The organism is Pantoea dispersa (assembly GCF_035783935.1).
Classification (GTDB): Bacteria; Pseudomonadota; Gammaproteobacteria; order Enterobacterales; family Enterobacteriaceae; genus Pantoea; species Pantoea dispersa_C.
This window is the reverse complement of record NZ_JALKOV010000013.1, coordinates 1-19,833: the sequence shown is the minus strand read 5'-3', so window position 1 is coordinate 19,833 and position 19,833 is coordinate 1. Positions and strand designations below refer to the sequence as shown.

At 59.7% G+C, this 19,833-nt stretch carries 18 protein-coding genes; 9 read left to right on the top strand and 9 right to left on the bottom strand.

The window, feature by feature from the left end:
* The first annotated feature begins 5 nt into the window (after positions 1 to 5).
* The 3 genes from MXF20_RS20620 to MXF20_RS20610 all read left to right on the top strand — a co-directional run bounded on the left by MXF20_RS20620 (position 6) and on the right by MXF20_RS20610 (position 2,868).
* The gene (locus MXF20_RS20620; RefSeq protein WP_072208956.1) at positions 6 to 1,193 is read left to right on the top strand and encodes an arabinose transporter; all 1,188 of its coding nucleotides are present in this window, start codon (positions 6 to 8) and stop codon (positions 1,191 to 1,193) included.
* A gap of 10 nt (positions 1,194 to 1,203) precedes the next feature.
* A complete protein-coding gene (locus MXF20_RS20615) occupies positions 1,204 to 1,968 on the top strand; it encodes an SDR family oxidoreductase (protein ID WP_325971180.1) in 765 nt (254 codons plus the stop codon).
* Between the two features lie 123 nt (positions 1,969 to 2,091).
* The gene (locus MXF20_RS20610) at positions 2,092 to 2,868 is read left to right on the top strand and encodes a DUF3750 domain-containing protein (RefSeq protein ID WP_021506578.1); all 777 of its coding nucleotides are present in this window, start codon (positions 2,092 to 2,094) and stop codon (positions 2,866 to 2,868) included.
* A gap of 52 nt (positions 2,869 to 2,920) precedes the next feature.
* Here MXF20_RS20610 and MXF20_RS20605 read toward each other — a convergent pair whose 3' ends face one another.
* The 6 genes from MXF20_RS20605 to ppk1 form a co-directional block, all read right to left on the bottom strand.
* Positions 2,921 to 3,100 carry a DUF2158 domain-containing protein gene (locus MXF20_RS20605; protein ID WP_325971179.1) on the bottom strand — a complete coding sequence of 60 codons (180 nt, stop codon included), beginning with the start codon at positions 3,098 to 3,100 and terminating at the stop codon, positions 2,921 to 2,923.
* Between the two features lie 47 nt (positions 3,101 to 3,147).
* Positions 3,148 to 4,584 carry a magnesium transporter gene (gene mgtE / locus MXF20_RS20600; protein ID WP_325971178.1) on the bottom strand — a complete coding sequence of 479 codons (1,437 nt, stop codon included), beginning with the start codon at positions 4,582 to 4,584 and terminating at the stop codon, positions 3,148 to 3,150.
* Positions 4,585 to 4,708: 124 nt separating this feature from the next.
* Positions 4,709 to 4,894, bottom strand: a complete 186-nt coding sequence (locus MXF20_RS20595) for a YfgG family protein (protein ID WP_022548292.1) — start codon at positions 4,892 to 4,894, stop codon at positions 4,709 to 4,711.
* A 421-nt stretch (positions 4,895 to 5,315) separates the two neighbouring features.
* Complete coding sequence (tehB, locus tag MXF20_RS20590) at positions 5,316 to 5,915, bottom strand: tellurite resistance methyltransferase TehB (protein ID WP_132464747.1); 600 nt, start codon at positions 5,913 to 5,915, stop codon at positions 5,316 to 5,318.
* Positions 5,916 to 5,942: 27 nt separating this feature from the next.
* Positions 5,943 to 7,466, bottom strand: coding sequence for an exopolyphosphatase (gene ppx, locus MXF20_RS20585; RefSeq protein WP_325971176.1), 1,524 nt, complete (start codon positions 7,464 to 7,466; stop codon positions 5,943 to 5,945).
* A 5-nt stretch (positions 7,467 to 7,471) separates the two neighbouring features.
* Entirely contained in the window at positions 7,472 to 9,532 is a 2,061-nt protein-coding gene (gene ppk1, locus MXF20_RS20580; RefSeq protein ID WP_275028240.1) for a polyphosphate kinase 1, read from the bottom strand.
* Positions 9,533 to 9,715: 183 nt separating this feature from the next.
* Here ppk1 and MXF20_RS20575 point away from each other — a divergent pair, with 183 nt between their 5' ends.
* From MXF20_RS20575 to pstB, 3 genes are read left to right on the top strand one after another with little or no spacing between them, the layout of a single operon-like run.
* A complete protein-coding gene (locus MXF20_RS20575; RefSeq protein WP_325971174.1) occupies positions 9,716 to 11,809 on the top strand; it encodes an ABC transporter permease subunit in 2,094 nt (697 codons plus the stop codon).
* Positions 11,806 to 13,404 (top strand): phosphate ABC transporter permease PstA, encoded by a 1,599-nt coding sequence (pstA, locus tag MXF20_RS20570; protein WP_325971173.1) that lies wholly within the window; start codon positions 11,806 to 11,808, stop codon positions 13,402 to 13,404. Before MXF20_RS20575 ends, pstA begins: the two co-directional genes overlap by 4 nt.
* Before the next feature lie 12 nt (positions 13,405 to 13,416).
* On the top strand, positions 13,417 to 14,184 hold the full coding sequence (pstB, locus tag MXF20_RS20565) for a phosphate ABC transporter ATP-binding protein PstB (protein ID WP_021506586.1): 768 nt from the start codon (positions 13,417 to 13,419) through the stop codon (positions 14,182 to 14,184).
* A gap of 135 nt (positions 14,185 to 14,319) precedes the next feature.
* Here the strand turns inward: pstB and purN are convergent, their stop codons facing one another.
* Positions 14,320 to 14,958, bottom strand: coding sequence for a phosphoribosylglycinamide formyltransferase (gene purN / locus MXF20_RS20560; RefSeq protein ID WP_325971172.1), 639 nt, complete (start codon positions 14,956 to 14,958; stop codon positions 14,320 to 14,322).
* Complete coding sequence (gene purM, locus MXF20_RS20555) at positions 14,955 to 15,995, bottom strand: phosphoribosylformylglycinamidine cyclo-ligase (RefSeq protein ID WP_021506588.1); 1,041 nt, start codon at positions 15,993 to 15,995, stop codon at positions 14,955 to 14,957. Before purM ends, purN begins: the two co-directional genes overlap by 4 nt.
* 240 nt (positions 15,996 to 16,235) lie before the next feature.
* Here purM and upp point away from each other — a divergent pair, with 240 nt between their 5' ends.
* The 3 genes from upp (at position 16,236) to hda (ending at position 19,158) form a co-directional block, all read left to right on the top strand.
* Positions 16,236 to 16,862, top strand: a complete 627-nt coding sequence (upp, locus tag MXF20_RS20550) for a uracil phosphoribosyltransferase (RefSeq protein ID WP_010617600.1) — start codon at positions 16,236 to 16,238, stop codon at positions 16,860 to 16,862.
* Positions 16,863 to 17,080: 218 nt separating this feature from the next.
* Positions 17,081 to 18,364: a uracil permease gene (gene uraA / locus MXF20_RS20545; RefSeq protein WP_058758320.1), complete on the top strand. Its 1,284-nt coding sequence runs from the start codon at positions 17,081 to 17,083 to the stop codon at positions 18,362 to 18,364.
* 92 nt (positions 18,365 to 18,456) lie between these two features.
* Positions 18,457 to 19,158, top strand: coding sequence for a DnaA inactivator Hda (gene hda / locus MXF20_RS20540; protein ID WP_031279417.1), 702 nt, complete (start codon positions 18,457 to 18,459; stop codon positions 19,156 to 19,158).
* On the opposite strand, the gene arsC is transcribed toward hda, so the two are convergent.
* A complete protein-coding gene (gene arsC / locus MXF20_RS20535; RefSeq protein WP_325971171.1) occupies positions 19,155 to 19,502 on the bottom strand; it encodes an arsenate reductase (glutaredoxin) in 348 nt (115 codons plus the stop codon). The genes hda and arsC overlap by 4 nt on opposite strands.
* Positions 19,503 to 19,833: the final 331 nt, after the last annotated feature.

The following is a 19,833-nucleotide window of genomic DNA, read 5'->3' as shown; positions in this document are numbered from 1 at the left end:
CTGTTATGTCTGCATTAAGCGCGCAGGCTGAAGCTGCGCATTTGTCGCGACCGGCGACCGGCGTGATTGCCGCGCTGTTTTGCGGTTATCTGGCGGTCGGCTTGCCGCTGCCGGTAATCCCGCTGTTTATCCATCAGCATCTCGGTTTCAGCAACCTGTGGGTCGGGCTGGTGATCGGGATACAGTTTGTCGCCACCGTGCTGACGCGCGGTTACGCCGGTCAACTGACCGATCGCGTTGGCGGTAAGCGCTCGGCGCTGCAGGGCGCGGCGGTGTGCGCGCTGGCTGGCGTGCTGTACTGGCTGGCCGCACTGCCGGGCTTTTCACCGGCGGTCAGTCTGGCGCTGGTGATTGCCGGACGGCTGGCGGCGGGCATGGGCGAAAGCCAGTTCGTCACCGGCTGCGTGGCCTGGTCAATCGCCTCGGTCGGGCCACAGCGTGCCGGCCTGTCGATGTCCTGGACCGGCATCGCCATGTTTGCCGCGCTGTCGCTCGGTGCCCCTGCCGGTATGATGCTGTATCAGCACGTCGGCTTAGCGGCGGCGATGCTGGCCTGCATCGCGGCTCCGCTGCTGGCGGCGCTCATCGCCACGGCTGCCAGCGGTTATCGCGTGGTCGGGGGAACACGTTTGCCGTTCTATCGGGTGATTGGCCGCATCTGGCGGGAAGGCTGTGGCCTGATGCTGCAGGGCGTCGGACTGGCCGGCCTGACGGCCTTCGCCTCGCTCTACTTCGCCGCGCGCCACTGGCAGCTCGCCGGCTGGGTGATGACCGCGTTTGGCGTTGGTTTTATCGCCGTGCGCCTGGTGCTGGGACATCTGCCGGATCGCATTGGTGGCTACCGCGTGGCGGCTTATTCACTGCTGGTGGAGGCGCTGGGGCAGATGCTGCTGTGGTTTGCGCCTGACGAAACGCTGGCGCTCACCGGCGCGCTGATTACCGGTCTTGGCTGTGCGCTGATCTTTCCCGCCCTCGGCGTGGAAGCGCTGAAGCGCGTGCCGCCGGCCAGTCGCGGCAGCGCCATGGGCGCGTTCGTTGCTTTTCTCGACATCGCTTATGGTATTTCCGGACCGATTGCCGGAGCCATCGCCAGCCACTTCAGCTATGCCGCCGTCTATCTGTTTGGTGCGGCCTGTGCGCTGCTCGGTGCGCTGCTGGCGCTGACATCGCGCGCCGCTTCACTTCACGCTTAAGGAGTTTTCCATGTCACGTATTTTTATTTCCGGTTCATCCACCGGCCTCGGGCTGATGGCGGCTGAACTGCTGGTTGAGCAGGGCCATCAGGTGGTGCTGCACGGACGCAACGCCGCGCGTGCCCGCGCTGCGCAGGAGGCGCTACCGCAGGCTGAAGCCGTGGTCAGCGGCGACGTGATAACCATCGCCGGCGCCCGCAGTGTGGCGCAGCAGGTTAATGCGCTCGGCAGATTTGATGCGGTGATCCACAACGTGGCGGTTGGCTATCGCGAGCCTTATCAGTTAACCGCAGATGGCCTGCCGCATCTGTTCGCCATCAACACGCTGGCACCTTATATTCTTACGGCGCTGATTGAACGGCCGCAGCGGCTGATTTACCTCAGCTCCGGCATGCATCATCATGCCGAAGCTAACCTGGATGATATTTTGTGGCAGCGGCGGCGCTGGCACGCTTCGCAGGCCTATGCTGAGAGTAAACTGCATGATGCCATACTGGCGTTTGCCATCGCCCGGCGCTGGCCGCAGGTATACAGCAACGCGCTGGAGCCAGGCTGGGTGCCGACCAAAATGGGCGGTGCCGGGGCACCCGACGATCTTGATCAGGCGCATCGTACCCAGGTGTGGTTAGCCACCGCCGATGAGGCGCGGGTCAGCGGGGAGTATTTTTATCACCGTCAGGCGCTGGCGGCTAATCCGCAGGCGCGCAATCCACGGCTGCAGCAGCAGTTGCTGGCGATATGCGCCGATATCAGCGGTATTACGCTGCCTGACTAAGGAAAAATCAGCTGACCGGGTAGCGCAACGCATTTTTTGTCCACCGCATAGTTGGTGAATACAGACGCTGCCGTTTCGTCGCATGATGGCGGGAGCGTTTTTTCATCACCGGGATGTCCATGCATGTTGCCTGTTAAAGCTGTTTTACTCTCTTTTCTCTGTGTGGTGTTACTGTCGCTGGCGGCCAGCCTGGCGCAGGCGACGCGCAGCGGTGAGTTCACCACCGAACGCGGTGGCTGGGCGACGGCGCGGCGTGATTCGGCCGGGCTGGCACCGGATCCGCAGCGCTTCGCCAGTGAGGCGATTGTGCAGGTGTATGCCGCGCCAACCTACGGCTGGAAAGGCGCGGTGGCCGTGCATCCGTGGATTATCTTTAAGCGCGCCGGAGAAACCCGCTATAACCGTTATGAGGTGATCAGCTGGGGCAGCGGCGATAAAGTGCGGCGCAACAGCAATCTGCCGGACGGCTACTGGTACGGTGCGCGTCCGCGTTTGCTGGTGTCACATCGCGGTGCGGCTGCGCAGGCGATGATCCCGCAGATTGAAGCGGCGATTCAATCCTATCCGTGGCCCAACACCTATCATGCGTGGCCGGGCCCCAACAGCAATACCTTCCTCGCTCACATTGGCCGTGAAGTGCCGGCGCTGAAGCTCGATTTGCCCGCCAATGCCATCGGTAAGGATTTCCGTTCGCTGCTGCATCCGCTTGGCCTGCCGCCATCCGGGCGCGGCGTGCAGCTGTCGCTGCTCGGCGTGCTGGGCGTCACGCTGGGTGCGGAAGAGGGCGTGGAGGTGAATCTGCTGGGACTGAATCTGGGGCTGGATTTCACCCCGCTGCGTCTGCGGCTGCCGTTTATCGGCGGAGTGGGGCAGGATAATTTACAGAAGGATAAGCCCTGAGCGCGCCGCGCCGCGACAGCCTCTGCTCGCGGGCGGCACGGGCATGCAGCCATTAACAGACGCCGAAATCCCCGTCTTCATGATAAAGATTGACGCTTTCGGCCTTCACCTCGATCTCTTTTTTGACCGGATCGTCAATGCGGGCGCACCACAGCGTATCGCCCGCGACGCGCAGCACCTGCATTTTCGGGCCACCGGTTTTCGCCTGTACAAAATCATCCACGTTAAACATCACTGCTCTCCAGCTGATTAGGGATCATCGCTGATTGTAGCTGCGCTTTAATGACCGTGCAGCAGAAACAGCGTGGCCAGACCGAGGAAGATAAAGAAGCCGCCGGTATCGGTGATGGCGGTGATCAGCACGCTGGAACCGACCGCCGGGTCGCGTTTGAGTTTGGTCATGATGAGCGGGATCAGCACGCCCATCAGCGCCGCCAGCAGCAGATTCAGCACCATCGCCAGCATCATCACGCCGCCCAGTTGCAGATTGTCGTACATCAGCCAGGTCACGCCGCCCATGATGCCGCCCCAGAACAGCCCGTTGAGCAGCGCCACGCCGAGTTCGCGCGCAATCAGAAACGAAAAGTTGCCAGGCTCAACCTGATGCAGCGCCAGCGCGCGCACGATCATGGTGATGGTCTGATTGCCGGTGTTACCGCCAATGCCGGCGACAATCGGCATCAGCGTGGCCAGCGCCACCAGCTGCGAAATGGTGTCCTCAAACAGACCAATGACGCGCGAGGCGATAAACGCCGTACACAGGTTGACGGCCAGCCAGGTCCAGCGCTTTCTTACCGCTTTGCGCACCGGTGCAAACACGTCTTCACCCTGGCTGATACCGCCCATCTTACGGATGTTGCTTTCGTTCTCTTCGTTCACCAGGTCAATGACATCTTCCACGGTGATACGGCCAATCAGCTTGCCTTTGGCATCGGTCACTGCCGCAGAAATCAGGTTATAGCGTTCGAAGGCGCTGGCGGCTTCTTCCGCTTTGTCATCCAGCTGGAAAGTGGTCGGGCGCGCGTTCATCACCTCAGCCACCAGCGTTTTAGGCTTGTTGAGCAGGATATCAGTCAGCGCCAGTTCACCCAGCAGCTGGTTGTGTTCGTCGGTGATGAAGATTTTATCGGTGCCGTCCGGCATGCTTTTGCGCTTGCGCAGAAAGCGCTGCACCGTCGCCAGCGTCACGTCTGAGCGCACGGTGAGGATATTGAAGTCCATCACCTGGCCGACGCGATCGCGATCCAGCTCAATCACGTCCAGCAGTCGGGCGCGCAGGCTGGGATCGAGCGTGGTGAGCAGGCGACCGGTGAGATCGCGCGGCAGGTAACGCGCCAGATAGACCTGATCGTCAATATCCAGCGGCTCGATAGCGCGCAGGATTTCGCGGTCGGTCATCTCTTCCGTCAGGCTGGCCCACACGGTTTCGGAGGCCTCGACCAGCACGCGACCGCGCTGCTCGTAGGGCACCAGCCGCCACAGCGCCAGACGTTCCTCTTCCGGCAGCGCTTCGAGAATGTCCGCGAGGTCGGCGGCGTGCAGCTGCGGCAGTTCATGCTCCAGCTGCTGACGCCAGCCGGTGATTTCGCGCAGTTCGGCGGCGTTGAGGTCGACGGATTTATCCAGCAGCACATCGACTAAATCGTGCTCGCTGAGCAGAAGGTGCAGAATTCGCTGGCGGGTTTCTGATAGTTGTTGTGCGTGCGAAGCAGACATAACGCGTCCTTTGTGTCTGTAAAGTCAGGTCAAAGTGTAGCGCGTTGCGGGTAAAGTGGGCGTAACAAGCAGCATTGCCGCGGCGGACAATGTGATGGCAGAGCGACGATGACCCGCAAATTCCTTAGCGCGTCTCGCTGGTGCTCAGTGTGACCGGTTCAGGTGCGGCTTTCTTTTGCTGATGATGCTCGATGGCACCGGGAATGATGAAAATCAGACGGCCAACCAAAATAAAGAAACTGATCAGCAAAACGATGCGGGTCATGGTACCGGTTTTGGGACGTCTTCGTGCAGAGATGGCGCTATTCACGCGGGGTGGTTCCTGTCAAAGCCCGGCTGGGCGGTGGCAACATTTAGTCACAACCCGACCGGGAGGTCAACCGCTGCGTGAAAAATGAGCAGAAAAGGTCAAGCCTGTTTTGATCGATATCAGCCGCCGGGCGAAGCGTGCATCATCGGCTCTGCAGGGGCGCCATTCATCACGACTAAAACCCGCATGATCTAACGCTTGCCAGTTAACCTTTGAATTTATTCAAAAAAGAGGCACTTTTCGTAGCGGCGCAATTTATTGCGCGATGAATCGCGCCGCTACGATAGGGTGCGGCTTGCGTTTTCCTCACCGAACGGCATTACGCCATTGATGGCGACCGAAACTCGCATACTTTCACCAACCGCACTAATCCGTTGTAGGGTCGCCATTCATGGCGACCGAACCAGCATAATGCCTGACATCAGTAGCTGGCTTTCTGCGCCAGCAGCGTAGCGAAGCGATACTTGATGCGCTGGCCGTGTTCATCGCGGCGATGCAGTTCACCAACCTCTTCGTTGTACTTCACGATGTGCCAGTTACGGTAATAATGGCTCAGCTCGCCCGATTTAAAGGTAAACGGGAAGTTTTGCGTATTGGGATAATCGTCTGTGCTCATCGCCGCCACAATCAGGTTGTAACCGTATTTGCGCGTGCTGGCCTGCATGTCGGCGATCAGCTGCGGAATGGTCGCCGGCTGCAGAAACATCATCACCACGGTGGAAAACACAAACTGATAATCACCGTTGAAGCGCACCTGATTCAGGTCGCACTGCTCGGTGTGTATCTGTTGCAGCTGCTCTTCCGCGATGATGCTGTTAAGGCGTTCCAGGCTCTGCGGGTTATTGTCCCACGCGGTCACCGTAAAACCGTGCTGATTAAGCAGCAGGCTGTTACGGCCCTGGCCGCAGCCGAGGTCCAGCGCGTTACCCACTTCCAGCTTTGGCAGCGCGGCCAGCACCTCGGAGTGGGGCGGCGTCAGGCCGTATTTCTCCGCAAAATAGTTATCGGGGCGTGTTGTCATAGTGCTACTGCGGGCCATAAGCCCGCGTTACTCCTCTTCCAGCATCAGTTTCCAGCCAGTGACGTCATTCCAGTACGCCTGCTCCCGCTCCAGATCCAGCTGAACCAGCGTGTTCTGGCTGAGGAAACCGGCCGGGAAGGTCAGCGTCCAGTGGCCATCGTCGGTGGTCAGCTTCAGTGCGTCAGGGCGCGTGGTGGCCTGACGCTGATTGTTCAGCAGGGTGCCGAGCCGCAGCAGGAAGATCATCGGCAGGAACTGTTTCTTTTTAAACAAGGTGAAACGCGGCATCTCATCCTGCTTCACCGCTTTACGGTGGAAGCGTACCAGCGTGGCCAGCAGCATCTGTTGATCCTGATTAAAGCCCGGCATGTTGGAGTTCTGCAGGATGTAAGCCGAATGGCGCTGCATGCCGCTGTGATTGATGGTCAGCCCGACTTCATGCAGCAACGCAGCCCACTTCACCAGCGCCGTCAGCTGCGGATTGGCCAGCTTCGGGTTCTGCTCCAGCCACTGGCTGTACAGCAGCTCGGTGGTTTCCAGCACGCGACGCGCCTGGTCGCTGTCGATGGCGTAATGATTCGCCAGGCTCTGTGCGGTGCGGCTGCGAATATCCTGATGGCGGAAGCGACCTTCCATCTCATACAGCACGCCTTCACGCAGCGCGCCGTCCGACAGGCGCAGCTCGCGAATAGCCAGTGCGTCGAACACGCCGCACAGAATCGCCAGCCCCGGCACAAACACCGCTTTGCGCTCATCCGACAGACCCGGCAGGCTCAGGGCGGCAAAGGATTTGTGCTTCAGCACTTCGCTCACCAGCATGTCGAGGTTTTCCGGCGTCACGCGCTTCTCTTTCTCGCCCATTGCCAGCAGCACTTCACAGGCCGCTTTGATGCTGCCGGACGCGCCCAGCGCATATTGCCAGCCCTGCAGGCGATACTGCCACGCCAGCGTCTCCAGCTTTTGCGCGGCGGCCAGCCGGGCGCGGCGGAAATTGTCCTGGCTGATTTCGCCTTTCGGAAAGTAGAGATTGGCGAAGCTGACGCAGCCCATGCGGCGACTCTCCACCAGCTGCGGCTCAAAATCTTCGCCAATCACCAGCTCGGTCGAGCCGCCGCCGATATCAATCACCAGCTTGCGGCCTTTCTCCGGCTGCGTGTGCTCAACGCCCATAAAGATCAGGCGCGCCTCTTCATTACCGGAAATCACCTCAATCGGATACGGAATCACCTCTGCGGCGCGCTGCAGAAACTCTTCCGCGTTGGACGCGATGCGCAGCGTGTGCGTACCGACGATGGTCACGTTAGCGGCGCTGAAACCCTGCAGGCGCTCGGCAAACAGCGCCAGGCAGCTCAGCCCGCGCTCCATCGCCTCTTCGCTCAGCCGGTTTTGCGCGTCCAGCCCGTCGGCGAGGTGCACGCGCTGTTTCAGGCGTCCCAGTACCTGCATGGCGCCATCCACCACACGGGCAATCACCATGTGGAAGCTGTTCGAGCCGAGATCGATGGCGGCAAATTCCTGCGGTTTCGGCGTACTTTTATGGGAGATTGGCATAGGCGTTATTCAGGTTGTTCCAGTTTCTTGATGTAATCGTAAATCGCCAGCTGCGAGCGCACCTTCTTGCGATTGCCGCGCGGAACATAACGGTTACTCAATTCTTTGTCTACGATGCGGGCTTTGACCGTATCACTTAACAGAATGGCAATGATATCCAGTATGCGCTGTTTCAGGCGCGGATCGAGCACCGACACCGCCACTTCGATACGATAATCGATGTTACGCGTCATCCAGTCCGCCGACGACAGAAAGACTTTTTTGTCGCCGCCGCTTTCAAATATATAGACACGGTCATGCTCAAGATAGCGATCAACGATGCTGGTGATGCGAATATTTTCACTGATGCCCGGCAAATCGGGGATCAGCGAGCACATGCCGCGCACCAGCAGGTTGATTTTCACGCCGGCCGAGGAGGCGGCATACAGCCGATCCACCAGACCATTGTCCACCAGATTATTAATTTTTAAGGTAATGCCGGACGGATTGCCCTGCTGCGCATTGGCAATCTCGTTATCAATCAGCTGATACAGCATGGCGCGCGAGTTTTGCGGCGACACCATCAGGTGCTCGAACGTTACCGGGCGATACGGGTTTTCAATAAAGTTAAACACGCGCCGCACTTCGTTGGTGATGCGCGCATCGGCGGTCAGCAGCGAATAGTCGGTGTAGATACGCGCGGTTTTTTCGTTAAAGTTGCCGGTACCGATGTGGGCGTAACGCACCACTTCGTCGCCCTCGCGGCGCGAAATCAGGAACAGCTTGGCGTGAATCTTCAGGCCGGGCGCCGAGAAGATCACGTGCACGCCAGCTTCGGTCAGCCGCTTCGCCCAGCGAATGTTGGCCTCTTCATCAAAGCGCGCCTGCAGCTCGACCACCACCGTGACTTTTTTACCGTTGTAGGCGGCGTGGATCATCGCATCCATAATGCGCGAATTCTTGGCCACGCGATAAATGTTGATCTTAATGGCCAGCACGTTCGGGTCGAACGACGCCTGACGCAGCAGCTCCAGCACGTGCTCAAAGGTGTGATACGGATAGTAGAGCAGCACGTCGCGGTTGCGAATGGCGTCAAAACCGTTGCGGAAGCCATCAAAGCCGATATGACGAATCTGCGGCAGCGGACGGTTTTCCAGATTGGCCTTGCCCACATTCGGGAAGCCGATGAAATCTTTAAAGTTATGATAGCGGCCGCCCGGCACAATCGAGTCGTAGCTGGAGATCGACAGCTTGTGGCGCAGCATTTCCACCATCGCATCGGGCATGTCGCGCTGATAGACAAAGCGCACCGGCTCGGCGGTCAGGCGCTGCTTCAGGCTGGAGGACATCAGCTCCAGCAGGCTGGATTCCATCTCCGTAACCAGATCGTACTCGGCGTCGCGCGTCATTTTCATCGAGTAGGCATTCAGCGCGTCATAATCAAAGAAGCCTTTAAAAATCTCATCAAGGCAGTAGCGCAGAATGTTATCCAGCAGGATCATCGGTTTGCGACGGCGCGGCGATTCTGCCGGCAGATTCACAAAGCGCGGCACTTTGTCGGACGGGATCTCCAGCAGGGCGTAACGGATTTCTTCGCCGCGGATAATCTCCACCGCCAGATAGGTGTAGTCGTCTTTCAGGAACTCAATCAGGTCGGTGTCGTGGTTGATCAGAATTGGCGTGACGTGCTGGCGCAGCTGATGCTTGAAGTAGTAGCGCAGCCACTCCTGCTGATTGGGTGACAGCTGGCGCTCGTTGATCAGGAAAATCTGGTTGCGCGCCATCTCCAGCAGCAGGTCGTTGTACAGCGCATCGAACTCCTGATCCGATTTCTGTACCCGCAGCTGAATCTTTTTCAGCAGGTGGCGCAGGGTGGTGGGCGTGCCCTGTTCTTCGCCAATCAGGATGCGGCGCTTGAGATCGGCAAAGCGCACTTTGTAGAACTCTTCCAGGTTATTGGAATAGATGCCGAGAAAACGCATGCGCTCAATGAGCGGATTGCTTTTATCAGCGGCTTCCTGCAGCACGCGTTCGTTAAAGGTTAACCAGCTTAGTTCTTTTTCTATATACAGCTTTTCCTGACCCATTCTGACTCCGTGATGCTGTTGCTGGACGGAATGTCCGGCGGAATAAACGCAAAATTGCGGTTCCGCTCAGTGTCCTCCACCATTATGGCGAGAGTATGGCAAGCTTGTCCAACCTCAACAGTTGTCTTATCAATCAGCTACGGGCAACATAGCGGCTTAACTTCAAGGGTAACTCTGGCCTGCATGAGCATAAATCGTATTCCTGTTCACTTTAGTGACCGTCGTCGACGCGCCATCGATCAGTTCGTGCGCCGCATCGTCACGGCCTGTGGCGTGGGAATTTTACTGCTGATGCTGCTGCTGTTCTTCTGGCTGATCTGGGTGGTAACGCCGCTGTTCAGCGCGCCGGGCATGCATCCGACGCTCAGCCAGCAGCTGTGGGACAAAGCCCCGGCGCTGGCACTGGGCAGCGAAGGCGATCTCGGCTGGCGTATCAGCCGCAACGAGGCGCGCTTCATTCCGCTCGACGGCCAGCCGGCCAGTGACGCGCTGGCGCTGAACGGCCAGCCGCAGGCGGCGGTGACCAGCAGCAACGGCAGCAGCGTCTTGCTCAATATGCAGGGCGGGCTGTTACTGATGCAACCGTTGATCCACGGCCAGCACGGCGAATGGTATTTCCCGCTGGGCGATCGGCCACTGCATCTGCCGCAGGGCGCGGTCAGCCAGATGGCGCTGGCAGTGCTGGGCGACAATCAATGGCGCATCGCCGCGCAAACGCCAGCCGGTATCAGCCTGCTGACCTTTGCCGGCCAGAAAACCGTCGATCAGATTGTGCTGCCCGGTGAACCGGCCGACCATCTTCTACTGTCGCCGGACGGCACGCTGCTGTACGCCAGCGCCGGACGGCTGTTGCGCGTATGGCAGATCACGCCGCAGGGCGCGCAGCTGAGGGAAACCCAGACGCTGACTCAGCAACCGCGCAGCCTGCAACTGCTGGCGGGCGGGCGCAGCTTACTGATTCAGGATGCGCGCGGCATCCAGCAATGGTTTGCCATCACCGGCGACCACGGGCCACGGCTGCAGCAGATTCACACCTTTACCCACAGCGCCGGCGCGCTCGGCATCGTGCCTGAGGCGCAACGGCGCGTTTTTGCCAGCTTTGACGCGCAGGGCGTGGTGCGCCTGTTTGCCAGCAAGCAGACGGGCCCGATTGTCACACGTCAGCTGGCCGCGGGCATCAGCGCGCTGGCGTTGTCACCGCGCGGCGATAGCCTGATCGTCGAGCGCGCCGGACAGTGGCAGCAGTTCGCGCTGGATAACCCGTGGCCCGACTTTAGCTGGCGCAACCTGTGGCAGAAAATCTGGTATGAAAACTACCCGCAGCCAGACTGGGTGTGGCAATCCACCGCCGCGGGCGACAGCTATCAGGCCAAATTCAGCCTGATGCCGCTGGTGATCGGCACGCTGAAGGCGGCGTCGCTGGCGCTGCTGTTTGCCACGCCGCTGGCGCTGGCGGCGGCGATGTATACCGCATGGTTTATGTCGCCGGGCCTGCGCCGCTGGGTCAAGCCGGGCATTGAAATGATGGGCGCGCTGCCGAGCGTGGTGATTGGCCTGATCGCCGGCGTGTGGCTGGCGCCGCACATCAGCCACGCGCTGCCCGGCGTGATGCTGCTGCCGCTGGTGCTGGCCGCCACGTTGCTGGCATGCGGCGTGCTCAGTCCGCGCTTGCCAGCACGCTGGCGGCGGCCCGGTTTTGAAGTGCTGCTGCTGATGCCGCTGCTGTTACTGGTGACGATGCTGACGCTGTGGCTGCCGACGCTGTGGTGGCCTCAGATCGGCGAACAGCTGGCGCACTATGAACAGCGTAATCTGCTGGTGGCGGCGCTGGCGATGGGCTTTGCGCTGGTACCACTGATCTTTACCCTGGCGGAAGATGCGCTGTTCAGCGTACCGGTGGCGCTGGGACAGGGCTCGCTGGCGCTGGGCGCGACACCGTGGCAAACCCTGACGCGCGTGGTCCTGCCCGGCGCGTCGGCAGGCATTTTTGCTGCGCTGATGATCGGCTTTGGCCGCGCGGTGGGGGAAACCATGATTGTGCTGATGGCCACCGGCAACACGCCGGTGAGCGAAGGCGGACTGTTTGCCGGCCTGCGCGCACTGTCGGCCAATATCGCCATTGAAATGCCGGAAGCCGCGGCGGGCAGCGCGCATTATCGCATCCTGTTTCTCAGCGCATTGTTGCTGCTGATGTTCACGCTGGCGATCAACACCGTGGCGGAGCTGATTCGCCAGCGGCTGCGCCAGCGCTATAGCCAGCATGAGGGCCAGGCATGAGCGCACTGCGTCAAAACGATCGCTGGCGCTGGCTGACTGCCGGTGCGGTCGCCGTCTGCCTGCTGGCGTTTACCCTGTTAATCGGCCTGCTGGGCTGGCAGGGCGTCAGGGCGTTCTGGCCGCAGCCGGTTGATCAGTATCAGTTCCAGCCGCCGCAGGGGGCGCCGCTGATGGTGCTGGGCGAAACGCTGGATCGCCAGCAGCAGGGCGATCGCTGGCGCTACGTGGTGAAAACCGGTAACCGTGATTTTGCCGCGCCGGACTTCCGCGTCATTGTTAGTCAGGGCGCAGCGCAAACCCGGCGTCCGGCGGACGCGCTGGTGCTGCAGCGGCGCAGCGGCGGCAATGCCTACGGCTGGCTGGTGGAGCTGCGTGAAGACAACGAAGTGCTGACTGCGCGCGACGGTGATGCGCTGCTGCAGCAGCGGCTGAAGCAGGTGCATGAGCAGCTGCGCCAAGCGAGCAACATCCGGCGTATTGAAATGGCGCGCCTTAACGCGCAGCTGGAGAGTCTGCAACAGCAGGCCGACGAGCAGCGGCGCGGCGGTCACTTCAGCCTGCAGGATCAGTCAGAACTGGATGCCAACAGCGCGGCGCTGCATAAACGCTTTGGCGCGCTGGCGCAGCAGCTGGCGCATCTGCAGCATGAAAGCCAGCGCGATACGCTGGTGCTGCGCGACGTGCAGGGCGACGATCATCTGATTCCGCTGGCGCAGGTGGTGGCCGCCTGGTATCCAAACAGCCTGAGCCTCGGGCAGAAAATCGGGCATTTCCTCAGCCAGATCTGGCAGTTTGTCAGCGATTCGCCCACCTCGGGCGGCAGTGAAAATGGCGCGCTGCCGGCGATTTTCGGCACCGTTTTAATGGTGCTGCTGATGTCGGTGATCGTCATGCCGCTGGGCGTGGTGGCCGCCGTCTGGCTGCACGAATACGCCGGACGCAACGCGCTCACCCGGCTGGTGCGCATTGCGGTAGTGAATCTGGCTGGCGTGCCGTCGATTGTGTATGGCGTGTTTGGCCTTGGCTTTTTTGTCTGGCTGATTGGCGGCACGCTCGATCAGCTGTTCTTCTCCCGCTCGCTGCCTAATCCAACCTTCGGCACGCCTGGCCTGCTGTGGGCGGCGCTGACGCTGGCGCTGCTGACGCTGCCGGTGGTGATCGTCGCCACCGAAGAGGGGCTATCGCGTATTCCGGACAATCTGCGTCAGGGCTCGCTGGCGCTGGGCGCGACCCAGGCAGAAACGCTGTGGCGCGTGGTGCTGCCGCTGGCGGTACCGGCAATGCTTACCGGCCTGATTCTGGCGGTGGCGCGCGCCGCCGGTGAAACCGCGCCGCTGATGCTGGTCGGCGTGGTCAAAATGGTGCCTGAACTGCCGGTCGACGCAGTATTTCCTTACCTGCATCTCGACCGCAAATTTATGCACCTCGGTTTTCAGATTTACGATCTGGCTTTCCAGAGCCCGAACATCGACGCCGACCGACCGCTGGTGTATGCCACGGCACTGCTGCTGGTGGCAATCATTCTGTCGCTTAATCTGCTGGCGATGGCGTTGCGCCATCGGCTGCGCGAGCGCTACCGGTTAATGACGCACTAAAAAGGTTTACACATGACGCCCGATTACGCTATTGCGCTCACCGTTAACCAGCTGTCGCTGTGGTATGGCGAGCGCCAGGCGCTGAATAACATTGATTTGCAGATCCCGAAGCATCGCATTACGGCGCTGATTGGCCCTTCCGGCTGCGGCAAATCGACGCTGCTGCGCTGCTTCAATCGCATGAACGACGTGATTGATGGCTGCCGCATCGAAGGTGAGATTCTGCTCGATAGCCACGCGGTGATGCAGGCGAACCAGGATTTGCCGGCGCTGCGGCGGCGCATCGGCATGGTGTTTCAGCGACCCAATCCGTTTCCCAAGTCGATCTATGAGAATGTGGTTTACGGTCTGCGTTTGCAGGGCGTGCGCGATCGCCGCGTGCTGAATGAGGCCTGCGAGCGCGCGCTGCGGGCGGCGGCGCTGTGGGGCGAAGTGAAAGATCAGCTGGGGCAAAATGCGCTGACGCTGTCGAGCGGTCAGCAGCAGCGTCTGGTGATTGCGCGCGCCATCGCCATCGAGCCGGAAGTGCTGCTGCTGGATGAACCCACCTCGGCGCTGGATCCGATCTCGACGCTGGTGATTGAAGAGTTGATGACCACGCTGAAGCAGCATTTCACGTTGGTGCTGGTGACGCACAACATGCAGCAGGCAGCGCGCGTATCCGATTACACCGCGTTTATGCATAACGGGCAGCTGGTGGAGTTTGATGAAACCGACCGGATTTTCACCGCCCCGCAGGCGCGGCGAACCGAGGATTACATTACCGGCCGGTTTGGATAAGTATTGTTAAGTTAGCGCGAAGAATCGCGCCGCTACGAAATGTGCAAAGAAATCATGCAGTAATAAAACCCGGCACAGCACCGTAGCGGCGCAATTTATTGCGCAATTCCTGCAAGCGCACGGCGTTAAGGTCAATCAATCGTGCGCATAACCTTCCGGCGGCAGCAGTTCGCCATCTAACCACGCTTTTCCCGCGCGCATCTGCAAGCGTCCTTCGACAAACCAGCCGATCACCAGCGGATAAATCGCGTGCTCCTGATGCTGCACGCGGGCGCTGATCTCAGCTTCGTCATCGTCGGCAAATACCGGCACGCGCGCCTGCAGAATGATCGGTCCACCGTCCAGCTCATCAGTCACAAAGTGCACCGACGTACCGTGTTCCGCGTCACCGTTCGCCAGCGCCTGGCGATGCGTATGCAAACCAGGATATTTCGGCAGCAGCGACGGATGAATATTCAGCAGACGATCGTGATAGTGCGCGACAAACGCCGGGCTCAGAATGCGCATATAACCGGCCAGCACCACCAGATCCGGCGCATAAGCGTCGATCTGCTGCATCAGCTGGCGGTCAAAGGCGTCGCGATCGGCGAAATCCTGCGCGGACAGCGCGTGAGCAGGCACGCTGGCCTGCTGCGCGCGCGTCAGACCATAGGCCGAGGCTTTATTACTGAAAACGGCAGCCACGCTGCCGTTGATACGCCCGCTCTCGCAGGCGTCGAGGATGGACTGAAGATTGCTGCCGTTGCCGGAGATCAGTACAACCAGTTTCTTCATGGGTTGATAACCACACGCTCTTCGGCATCTGACGCGTTAATCACGCCAATTTTCCACGCCTGCTCGCCAGCCGCGGTCATCAGCTGGACCGCTTTGTCGGCATCGGCCGGGCTCAGCGCAATCACCATGCCCACGCCGCAGTTAAAGGTGCGGTACATCTCGTGACGGCTGACGTTACCGGCCTGCTGCAGCCAGCTGAATACCGCCGGCCACTGCCAGCTTTTCTCGTCAATCACTGCCTGGGTGTTATCCGGCAATACGCGCGGAATGTTTTCCCAGAAGCCGCCACCGGTCAGGTGGGCGATAGCATGCACGTCCACCTGCTCAATCAGGCTGAGGATATTTTTCACGTAGATGCGGGTCGGGGCCAGCAGGTGATCGGCCAGCGGTTTGCCTTCCAGCTGTTTGGTGGTGGGATCGGTCTGGCTGACTTCGAGGATTTTACGCACCAGCGAGTAGCCGTTAGAGTGCGGACCGCTGGAGCCCAGCGCGATCAGCACGTCGCCATCCTGCACTTTGCTGCCGTCGATGATCTCGGATTTTTCCACCACGCCGACGCAGAAACCGGCCACGTCGTAATCTTCGCCGTGATACATGCCCGGCATCTCAGCGGTTTCACCGCCGACCAGCGCACAGCCCGACTGCAGACAGCCTTCGGCGATACCGGTGATCACCGCTGAAGCGGTATCCACATCCAGCTTGCCGGTGGCGTAGTAGTCGAGGAAGAACAGCGGCTCAGCGCCCTGTACCACCAGATCGTTCACGCACATCGCCACCAGATCGATGCCAATGCTGTCGTGGCGTTTGAGATCCATCGCCAGACGCAGCTTGGTGCCGACGCCATCAGTTCCGGAGACCAGCACAGGCTCGCGGTATTTCTGCGGCAGCGCACACAGCGCGCCAAAGCCACCCAGTCCACCCATCACTTCCGGGCGGCGGGTTTTCTTTACTACGCCTTTAATACGGTCAACCAGATCGTTACCAGCATCAATATCAACACCGGCGTCTTTGTAGCTGAGAGAGGTTTTGTCGGTCACTGCGGAATCCCCACGCGATTGCGGTTGGTGGCAAAAATTAAGCGCGGCAATTCTACCAGCGCAGGCAAACGTTTGCGAGTCCCATCTCAGGGCACCTTTGCAGCGTGCTGATTTTTCGCTAATCCTTATTCTCAGGCGATTTGTGCACGTTACCTGACCAATCACCGGTGGCGCGGCGGTAAAAAGGCGGTATAATCCGGCGATTTTTTTTTAGCTCAACTCAATTCCGGGAGAATAATCATGAAGATCGTGGAAGTCAGACACCCGCTGGTCAAACATAAACTGGGCCTGATGCGTGAGCATGATATCAGCACCAAGCGCTTCCGCGAGCTGGCCTCGGAAGTGGGCAGCTTACTGACCTATGAAGCCACCGCCGATCTCGAAACCGAGCGCGTGACCATTGAAGGCTGGAACGGTCCGGTCGACGTCGATCAAATCAAAGGCAAAAAAATTACCGTCGTCCCGATTCTGCGTGCTGGCCTTGGCATGATGGAAGGCGTGCTGGAACACGTACCGAGCGCGCGCATCAGCGTGGTGGGCGTTTACCGTGACGAAGAGACGCTGGAGCCGGTGCCTTACTTCCAGAAGCTGGTGTCAAACATCGAAGAGCGTATGGCGCTGGTGGTTGATCCGATGCTGGCGACCGGCGGCTCGATGATCGCTACCATCGATCTGCTGAAGAAAGCCGGCTGCAACAGCATTAAAGTGCTGGTGCTGGTGGCCGCGCCGGAAGGCATTGCCGCGCTGGAGAAAGCGCATCCGGACGTTGAGCTGTACACCGCGTCAATCGATCAGGGCCTGAACGAGAAGGGCTACATTATCCCGGGCCTCGGCGACGCCGGCGACAAGATTTTCGGAACCAAATAACTAAACCAGCCGGCCAGAGAGTCGGCTTTTTTTTGGCAAAAACACCGTTCAGTCAGACACCGTATCGACAGGATGCACATTTTGTAGCGGCGCGATTTATCGCGCTGATGTCGGGCAAGCTAGGGTGCCCATCCGGACAAGGCGCAATGAATTGCGCCACTACGATAAGGTGCGGCGTTGACGAACGAGCATAAAAATAAACGTATAGGGGATAAATGATGACTCGCAGAGCCATTGGCGTTAGCGAACGCCCACCGCTTCTTCAAACCATTCCGCTCAGCCTGCAGCACCTGTTCGCCATGTTCGGCGCCACCGTGCTGGTGCCGATTCTGTTCCACATCAACCCGGCCACCGTGCTGCTGTTTAACGGCGTTGGCACGCTGCTGTATCTGTTTATCTGTAAGGGCAAAATTCCGGCCTATCTCGGCTCCAGCTTTGCTTTTATCTCGCCGGTGCTGCTGCTGCTGCCGCTCGGTTATGAAGTGGCGCTCGGCGGCTTTATCCTGTGCGGCGCGCTGTTCTGCATCGTGGCGCTGATTGTGAAGAAAGCCGGCACCGGCTGGCTTGACGTGATGTTTCCACCGGCGGCGATGGGAGCCATCGTGGCGGTTATCGGTCTCGAACTGGCGGGCGTGGCAGCGAACATGGCCGGGCTGCTGCCCGCTGACGGCACCACGGCGGACAGTAAAACCATCATCATTTCACTGGTGACGCTGGCGGTGACGGTGTTTGGCTCGGTGCTGTTCCGGGGTTTCTTTGCCATTATCCCAATCCTGATTGGCGTGCTGGTCGGCTACGCGCTGTCGTCGGCGATGGGTATCGTTGACTGGAGTACGGTGGAAAACGCGCCGTGGTTTGCGCTGCCAACCTTCTACACGCCGCGCTTTGAGTGGGCCGCGATGCTGACTATTCTGCCTGCGGCGCTGGTGGTGATTGCCGAGCACGTGGGCCATTTGGTGGTGACGGCTAACATCGTGAAAAAGGATCTGATTCGCGATCCGGGCCTGCACCGCTCGATGTTTGCCAACGGCCTGTCGACCATGATCTCCGGCTTCTTTGGCTCCACGCCGAATACCACCTACGGTGAAAACATTGGCGTCATGGCGATCACCCGCGTTTACAGCACCTGGGTCATCGGCGGCGCGGCGATCTTCGCTATTCTGCTCTCCTGCGTCGGTAAACTGGCGGCTGCGATTCAGGCGATCCCGGTACCGGTAATGGGCGGTGTGTCGCTGCTGCTGTATGGCGTGATCGGCGCTTCCGGTATTCGCGTGCTGATTGAATCCAAAGTCGACTACAACAAAGCGCAGAACCTGATCCTCACCTCGGTGATCCTGATCATTGGCGTCAGCGGCGCGAAAGTGCACGTGGGCGCCGCCGAGCTGAAAGGCATGGCGCTGGCCACCATCGTCGGCGTTGGCCTGGCGCTGATTTTCCGCTTAATCAGTCTGTTACGTCCGGAAGAAGTGGTACTGGACGCGGAAGAAAAACGCGAGCTTTAAAGGATCCTGCGGGCAGGGAAGCCCGGTTCATCTCTGCAGAGGATCGTGATAAACTTGCGCGGTTTTCTGCCCGCTCATCCGTTGAGGTACTTCTGAACACGCCGGCACAGCTTTCACTGCCACTCTATCTACCCGATGATGAAACCTTTGCCAGTTTCTGGCCGGGGGAAAATCCGTCACTGCTGGCGGCGCTGCAGGGCGCGCTGGCACAACAGCACGGCAGCTATCTCTACTTCTGGTCGCGTGAAGGCGGTGGCCGCAGTCATCTGCTGCACGCCGCCTGCGCCGAAATGTCCGCGCGCGGCGAAGCGGTAGGTTATGTGCCGCTCGATAAGCGCACCTGGTTCGTGCCGGAAGTGCTGGAAGGCATGGAGAATCTGGCGCTGGTGTGCATCGATAATATCGAGTGCATCGCTGGCGAAGCCGAGTGGGAGATGGCGATCTTCGATCTCTACAACCGCATTCTGGAAACCGGCAAAACCCGCCTGCTGATCACCGGCGATCGTCCCCCGCGTCAGCTTAATCTGGGCTTGCCGGATCTGGCGTCACGCCTCGACTGGGGACAAATTTACCGCTTACAGCCGCTGTCCGACGAGGACAAACTGCAGGCAATGCAGCTGCGTGCTGGCCTGCGCGGCTTTGAGCTGCCGGAAGACGTCGGGCGCTTCCTGCTGAAACGCCTCGACCGCGAAATGCGCACACTGTTTGACACACTTGATCGTCTCGATCGCGCCTCGATCAGCGCACAGCGCAAGCTGACTATTCCCTTTGTGAAAGAGGCGCTGGGGCTTTAGAGAATCTCCAGTACCGCTTCCGGCGGACGTCCGATGCGCGCGTGGTTGCCCTGAATCACAATCGGCCGCTCGATCAGTTTTGGATGATCCACCATCGCCTGCAATAGCTGATCCTCGCTGAGATTGCCGTCGGCCAACCCCAGCGTTTTATAAATTTCCTCGCCACGGCGCATTAGCTCGCGCGCGCTGTGCATGCCCAGCTGTTGCAGCAGCGTTTTCAGCGTGTCGATGTCCGGCGGCGTATCGAGATACAGCACCACCTGCGGTTCAATGCCCTTTTGCTGCAGCAGCGCGAGAGTTTCGCGGCTCTTGCTACAGCGCGGATTGTGATAAATACGGACCATGTTTTTTATCCTGCGTAATCCATTATTGCCAGGTGCGCATCAATGCGCACCCTACGAATAACTGTTGGTGCGCATCAATGCGCACCCTACGAATAACTGCTGGTGCGCATGAATGCGCACCCTACAAAAAACGGCTAATGCGCATCAATATGCACCCTGCTAATCGATGAAATGGTTTATCTGTCGACCGTAGGGTGCGCATTGAGGTACAAACCGGCCACATGGGTAACACTTTAGACCGGGCACATGGGTAACAGTTATAAACGGCATAGCAGAGGAGACTCACTATGCCCTGGACTGAGACTGTTACCATGCAACGCCTTGAATTCAT